At 61.2% G+C, this 7126-nt stretch carries 6 protein-coding genes; 1 reads left to right on the forward strand and 5 read right to left on the reverse strand.

The features are described from left to right. Positions 1 to 7: 7 nt before the first annotated feature. Positions 8 to 1081 (reverse strand): NAD-dependent epimerase/dehydratase family protein, encoded by a 1074-nt coding sequence (locus JO015_08645; GenBank protein MBV9999167.1) that lies wholly within the window; start codon positions 1079 to 1081, stop codon positions 8 to 10. A 60-nt stretch (positions 1082 to 1141) separates the two neighbouring features. Further along, positions 1142 to 1951, reverse strand: coding sequence for a WecB/TagA/CpsF family glycosyltransferase (locus JO015_08650; GenBank protein ID MBV9999168.1), 810 nt, complete (start codon positions 1949 to 1951; stop codon positions 1142 to 1144). Between the two features lie 495 nt (positions 1952 to 2446). Between JO015_08650 and JO015_08655 the strand changes: the two genes are divergently transcribed. Next, positions 2447 to 3610 carry a glycosyltransferase gene (locus JO015_08655; GenBank protein MBV9999169.1) on the forward strand — a complete coding sequence of 388 codons (1164 nt, stop codon included), beginning with the start codon at positions 2447 to 2449 and terminating at the stop codon, positions 3608 to 3610. A 179-nt stretch (positions 3611 to 3789) separates the two neighbouring features. Here the strand turns inward: JO015_08655 and JO015_08660 are convergent, their stop codons facing one another. The 3 genes from JO015_08660 to JO015_08670 all read right to left on the reverse strand — a co-directional run bounded on the left by JO015_08660 (position 3790) and on the right by JO015_08670 (position 6875). Then, positions 3790 to 4467 carry an MBL fold metallo-hydrolase gene (locus JO015_08660; protein MBV9999170.1) on the reverse strand — a complete coding sequence of 226 codons (678 nt, stop codon included), beginning with the start codon at positions 4465 to 4467 and terminating at the stop codon, positions 3790 to 3792. A gap of 130 nt (positions 4468 to 4597) precedes the next feature. Then, positions 4598 to 4894, reverse strand: a complete 297-nt coding sequence (locus JO015_08665) for an antibiotic biosynthesis monooxygenase (protein ID MBV9999171.1) — start codon at positions 4892 to 4894, stop codon at positions 4598 to 4600. A 409-nt stretch (positions 4895 to 5303) separates the two neighbouring features. Continuing rightward, the gene (locus tag JO015_08670; GenBank protein ID MBV9999172.1) at positions 5304 to 6875 is read right to left on the reverse strand and encodes a 2-isopropylmalate synthase; all 1572 of its coding nucleotides are present in this window, start codon (positions 6873 to 6875) and stop codon (positions 5304 to 5306) included. Positions 6876 to 7126: the final 251 nt, after the last annotated feature.

Here is a 7126-nt window from a genome sequence, read left to right on the forward strand (position 1 = left end):
CCCAAACTCACGCGCAATACTTTCCTCCCTGGATGAAACTGAGGGATTCACCCGGCAAGTGAGGCCCGCTTATGTTTACCCCACCCGCTGAGCGCAGCGCCGTCTTAGCGACTACCTGATCATAGATCCATTGATAGGTCGATGTCAGGCCGTCCCGCAGACGGATTGACGGTTCCCAGCCGAATACGCGTTTGAGCAACGTATTGTCGCTGTTGCGCCCATTAACCCCTTTAGGCGCGGAAAGGTTATAACGCCGCTCGAGGCGGATTCCAGCGATACCCTCCACGATGTCAACCAATTGGTTGATGGACACAAGCTCGTTGCTGCCCACGTTGATCGGATCGACGAAGTCACCGGCCATGACCATCCGGGAGCCGTGGATGCAATCGTCGATGTACATGAAGCTGCGCGTCTGATGGCCATCACCCCAGATCTCAATTTCATGCCTGCCCGAGAGCTTGGCCTCGATCACCTTGCGGCAGATCGCGGCCGGTGCCTTCTCCCGTCCGCCGGCATAGGTGCCGTGCGGGCCGTAAACGTTGTGATAACGGACCATCCGCGTCTGCAGCCGGTAATCTTCCCGGAAATGCCGGCACATCCGTTCGCCGAAGAGTTTCTCCCAACCGTAACCGTCCTCAGGCAGGGCAGGGTACGCATCCTCCTCCTTTAACGCCGTCACTTTCGGATCGCGTTGTTTGTCGGCGTTGTAAACGCACGCCGAAGACGCAAAAAAGAATCGTTCGGCACCGGCTTCTCGAGCGGCTACGAGCAGGTGCGTGTTGATGAGCACGCTCAACATGCAAGCCGCCTTGTTCAATTCGATAAAGCCCATCCCGCCCATGTCGGACGCCAGGTTGTAGATCCATTTGGCGTCTTGCACCGCACTCCGGCAGGCCGGCAGTTCCCGCAGGTCGAGCACCTGATTGTCCAGGTCGTCAAACCGCTGGAGCCATTCGGAAACAGGTTTGCGATCCACTGCCCGGAGCCGCTTGAAGCCTTCCGCCCGCAGGTTAGCCGCCAAGTGGCCGCCGATGAAGCCCCCGGCGCCGGCGATCACGATGAGGTCGTCACGATCGATCATCATTTCCGCTAAAAAGGATGCACCTCAATCCGGCTTTGCGGTCGATGCAGCCGCCGGCGCTCAGACCGGCAGTTCATACCGGCGGATGCCGGCAAGTTGCAAGCTGATTGCGTAAACGAAAGCCGGATTATTGACCAGGTACCGCCGCCATAACCGGCGGGGTTCGGTGCACAGGCGAAAAAGCCATTCCAATCCACTCCGCTGTATCCAGCGGGGCGCTTGCTGCAGCAGCCCGGCATGGATGTCAAAGGCGGCGCCTACCCCGATCATGATCGGGACGGGCAACCGGTCCAGGTACCGGTGCATGAACCTCTCCTGCTTCGGCGTGCTCAGGCCGATCCAGAGGATGTGCGGTTTCGCGGCCGCCAGGGTTTGCACCAAAACGTCCTCTTCTTCGGGGGTGAGAGCACGGAACGGCGGAGTGTAGGTTCCGCAGATCACGGCCCCGGGAAAGGTGTCCCCCAGTCTCCGCCGGAGGCGCTCAGCCACGCCCTCCTTGCCGCCGTAAAAGAAATGCCGCACGGAACCGTCGGCGGTTTGGCGGAAGATCTCCAACATCAGATCCGGGCCGTAGACGCGGTCCATCTCACGATGTCCCTGAGCGCGTCCGACCCAGGTCATGGGCATGCCGTCGGGCGTGGTGAGAAACGCGCGGTTAAGGATGCGTTTAAATTCGTGGTCACGCTGCGCTTCCATAACCCCATGCACGCCGGTAACGGCAACGTAGCCTTTGCGGCCCAGGCGCGCCGCCCCGATGATGAGCTGCGCAGCTGCCGGCAGGTTCAGCGCGCTGAGACCTACGCCCAGTACATTGGCACGGGCATGGTTTCGTTCGGCGGCTAACGTCCCGGACGTGGTTTGCTCCTGCATGACTACCGTTTTGATGGAACGCCGATACCGCTGGGGTTGTCCTGCCGGGCGCTCCAAATGCATGGCTTCGCCGCATTCATTACCCTTATCGGCACAAATCAGTCCGGGTACACCCCTCGAAGCAACTCGAAGCGATGGGGCTGCGCCGGCCTTGATCATGCGGGCTAGTGAACACCGTGGAAAAGCATTGACGCAAGACGCAAATCCGGGTTGCGCGCCGGATCGGACCTCAACCTGGCCGGCCAAACACCCGTGCCGGCCTCGGCGCGCGGCCTGCGAAAGAGTGGCTTGGCGCACTGAGCGGCGAGCCGGATTCAGGGGGAGCTTGGCTTGGCCCCGCGCGATTGGTCATGCGAATCGCAACCGTGGACAAGTTTTTTCGGTGAGCCCATGCGAAGATCAATGACACAGACGCAACCGGGATTGCGCATCAGAAGGGGGGGCAGGTGGCGGAGGGAAACCGCCTTTTTGACACGCAACCTGCAGAAATGACAGATGTTGCCCAAGGTCCATATCGCCGTCACGGGTTTGCAGGGTGAAGCGGTTTTTTCCGAACCGTTCGACCTGCTCGCGACTGAGTTGGCGCCGCGTCTGTGCGAGCGAGGTCACCGCGTCACGTTGTACCGTGCCGCTCAGTCCGGGCCAACGTGCCCGGCCCGGCCGCCGGGGCTGAACGAAGCGGCGCTGCCGGGCACTGAGGCGACGCTGGGCCGGAGTCTGACTACGAACCTGTTTGGCACGATCCAGGCCTGCCTTGGTTCCGCCGACGTTCTGTTGCAAGTGCACGCCGGGGGTGGCTGGTTCCAGTGGTTCCCGCACCTGCTCGGGCGCCGCATCGTTTTGCAGGTGGCCGGCCTGGATGCGCTTGACCGGCGGCACGGCCCGGTCGCGGACGCCTGGTTGCGGCACGCCGCCACCGTCGGATGCCGGCTCGCTTCCCGGGTGGTGGTTGAGTCGGAGCATGCCCGTCGCATTTACGAGCGCCGCTTCGGTAAACCGTGTGAACTCATCAGTTACGGTGCGAACCTGATCAGTTCGACGAACCCGGCGTTGCTGGCGCCCCTTGGCCTCATTGCCGGCGGTTATTACCTCTGCGTGGCCGAGCTCCTCGGCCTCGAGCGGATCGAGCTCATCGCGGAAGGGGGCATGCGATCCGGCACCCTTCGGCCGATCGTGGTGGCGGCCCGGCAGGAATGGCCGCTGGACCATCCTGCCTCCGAGAGTAATCTCACGCAGGTAACCCAGGAAAGACTCGGCAAATCCACGAAGGTAGTCAGGGTTCCGCCAGATTCGGCGTTATGGCGGGAGTTGCTGGTCCATGCCTTCGCCTATATCCACAGTGATCCGCCCGGCAGGCCTCACCCGATGATCCTCAATGCCCTGGGCGGCGGTGCCTGCGTACTGGCCGAAGACACTCCGTATGCCCGTGAAGTGCTCGCGGAAGGTGCCTACGGCCTTTTCTGGACCGCATCACCGAGGAACGTGGCAGAGCAGATCCGGCAACTCGAGCACAACCCGGCGTTACCGGAAAGATTTCGCCAGCTTGCCAAACGCCGCATCCAGGAACGCTATTCATGGGACCGGATCACAGACGAATACGAGCGGCTTCTGGTCCAGGTCTGCTCAGAATCCGCGCGTCCCACGGAGAGAGAAAGTTAGGCCGGTTGCCGCGCGCCCGGACCGGCCGACGGGGCATATAGGGGTTGCGGATCAACCGGGGTTATCCCGTAAACCGCAACCGCAAACGGCTGCTTTGATCCGCAACCCGCAACCCGCAGTCCGCATAACTGATCAACGTCTCGGGTTAACTTCTTAACTTCTCTACCGTCCCGCCATCGTCAGCGTGACTGTTCTAACACGTAAATATGCATTGCCGGGGGAAGCGACCCGGGCGTGAGCTCGAGTTGGGGGCCGCCGACCCGGGTGATCGACTCGGCCGGATAGCGTGCCAGGAAGTCGTCAACCGGCAGGATATTGAGCACGCCGCGCGGGCTGTAATAATGCATCGGAATAATCGCCCGGGGTTGGATCGCCTTGATGGCGGCATCCAGATCATCGTATCCGATCGTCGCGTGGGCACCGGCGAGTGCCAGAAGCAGGTCGACGTTCCCCCGTAACGCCTCCAGATGGGCGGGTAAGATGGGGTTTCCGATGTCGCCCATGTGCAGCACGCGGATGCCGCCGAGGGTGAAGAGGTACAACGCGTTCGCGTCCGGATCGCGTCCGAAATCCCACGTGTAACTCTCCATGGCCGGAAAGGAACGGATCTGCAACCCTCGTACGGTCTTTCCCTCCGGCGGCAGTTCCAGCGCGTTGATCACGGTTGGGCTGCCGAGCACGTGACTCGGGTCGGAGTGGAACGAATCGGTGGCCGAACTCATGATGACGAGGTCGGCGGGTTCGTTGATCGGGTCAAAGCCGGACCCTTTCGGGCCGGGCGTGTAAGGGTCAGTAATGACGGTCAGCCCGTCAGCTGCGAGGCGAAAACTGGCATGAGCATAAAAGGTGATCTTCATTAGCCTCCTTCTGAGGTGGGAACAATCAAAGTGTGTGTTGGGTAAGCTGGCATGGCCGCGTCAGGATGCGTGCCGGCCTCGCGGCAGGCGGCGGCAAGTACCGCATCGCCGAATCCATCGCCGTTGCGAGTCAGGCAGAAGCCACCTTCTCACCTAAGAACAGATCCCAAACTTCCACCATGCCTTCGGTGTTGTTCGGGAACGCCTTCAGGTGCGGAGATTCCATGTGCCGCTCCCAAACCGGACGGTTGGCCCAGTTTTCGTAGAACATGATCGTGCCCGGGTCTTCGACCGAGCGGAACATGTCATAGTTTATACACCCTTCCTCAGCCAGGGTCGGCGCGATGAGTTTACGACACTCCTCAAAGAGTTTATCCTCGGCGCCGCCTTTGGCTTTCAATTTGGCGATAACGGTGAGTTGCGACATTTGGCCACCTTCTTTGATCCGCTGAAAAAGTGTCAACAAAAATGCCGCCGGCGGACTTTACCCGCGCTTTTAAGAACGGTTTGGTTGAGATGCGCCGGCCGGCTTCCGGCCGTGCATAGAACTGCATTCGACTGAAGGCGGCTGCCCCGCCTCCGGAAAGGAAGTTAGCTGCAACGGGCCCGCCTCTCCGGGCATCTGCTCACAAATTGCGGGTTATTGCATATCCCCGCAAATTATGTTCTCCCGGTCCGGCAGCCCGTAAGACGGGCTCCTGACGACTACCTGTGCGGGTAAGGCCCCAAACCCAGCCGGTGCAGGGCAGACACGAATGTCTACCCTGACTCCGGCTGCTCAAAGGCGCTTCCTGATTTTTTCTGATCACACCGGGCGGCGGGCAAAGCCGGCCGGCTCAGACTCCGACCGATTCCAGGGCTTCTTCCGGCGGGACGGTTACAGCGGTTGCAAACCGGTCGTTGAGCATCCGGTTAACGGCATTCAGGTAAGCCCGGGCGCTTGCCTCGATCACATCGGTGCTGGCGCCTTTTCCACTGATGAGTTTGCCGTGACCGAAATCGCATTTCACCGTGACTTCACCAAGCGCATCTTTACCGCTGGACGTCGCATGGACGTGGTACTCAACCAGGTTCCCTTGCTGGTTCAGGATGCGGTCCACGGCTTTCATCGAGGCGTCCACCGCCCCGTTACCCGGCGCAGAATCCTGCCGGACTTCGTCGCCGCGACGCAACCGCACGGTGGCGGTCGGAACGGTGTTGGTTCCGGAAGTCACGTTGATGTAATCCAGTTGCCAGGTTTCGGCGGCCAACCCCATCGTGTCATCCACCAACGCCCCCAGGTCGTCGTCGTACACGAACTTCTTCTTGTCACCGATCTCCTTGAACCGGACGAAGATCTGATCCACCTCCGGTTCGCTCAGCCGGTAGCCCAGGTGCTCGAGGCGCTTGGCCATCGCGTGGCGGCCGCTGTGCTTGGTCAGGGGGAGTTCGGTTTCGCCCCAGCCGATTTCCCGCGGGTCCATGATTTCGTAAGTTTCCCGCTTCTTCAGGATGCCGTCCTGATGAATGCCGGCGCTGTGCGCGAAAGCGTTTTCACCGACGATCGCCTTGCTGCGCGCCACGTAGAGGCCGCTCATCCGGCTGACCAGGCGGGACGATTTCACGATTTCCTGCGTGTTCACCCCGGTGCAGAAATCTCCGAAGTAATCGTGCCGGGTCTTCAGGGCCATGACCACTTCCTCGAGAGCAACGTTGCCGGCGCGTTCGCCGATGCCGTTGATCGTGCCTTCGACCTGGCGCGCCCCCGCCTGGATGGCGGCGAGCGAATTGGCGACGGCCAGACCCAGGTCGTTATGGCAATGGACGCTGATCACGGCATCGTCGATGCCGCGGACGTGGTCACGCAGGTACCGGATCAGGCTGCCAAATTGTTCCGGGACGGCAAATCCGACCGTATCCGGGATATTGATGGTTGTAGCGCCGGCATCGATGGCTGCCTGCACCACCTGCGCCAGGAATTCCGGTTCGGTCCGTGAAGCGTCTTCGGGGGAGAATTCCACGTCGCGGATCAGGTCGCGCGCCCGTCTCACGCCCTCAGTCGCCAGACGAATGATCTCGTCGTGCGCCTTGCGCAGCTTGAATTCGCGATGAATTTTGGAGGTCGCCAGGAAGACGTGAATCCGGGCCAGGTCGCCCGCCGGTTTGACGGCAGCACCGGCCGCGTCGATATCCTTCGGGTTGCACCGGGCGAGTCCGGCAATAACGGGGCCTTTCACCTCGGTCGCGATCTGGCGTACCGACTCAAAATCCCCTTCGCTGATGACCGGGAAGCCGGCCTCGATCACGTCGACGTTGAGCCGCGCCAACTGCCGGGCAATCTCCAGCTTTTCCCGGAGATTCATTGCCGCCCCGGGACATTGTTCACCATCGCGCAGCGTGGTGTCGAAAATGATAACTTTTTCGGCCATAATAAGTTTTGACGTTGATTCGATGGATGGAAGCCGCGGCCAGAAGCGCCTCCATCGTGAACGTTCCTGACCGAAATTAAAAACTAGCGAATGAGAAGGAGAGAATGGTTCGGGGCGCCACTCCCAAGGAGGAGAAGATCCGGAAGCCGGAGCTGAAGGCTCGCGTAGCGCATTGCAGGAAGAGCCTTAGCAGCAAAGGGCCGGGCCGTCAAATAGTTCGGTCACACGGTCACACGGCGGGCACGGCGGGC

This window comes from Verrucomicrobiota bacterium (assembly GCA_019247695.1).
GTDB lineage: Bacteria > Verrucomicrobiota > Verrucomicrobiia > Chthoniobacterales > JAFAMB01 > JAFBAP01.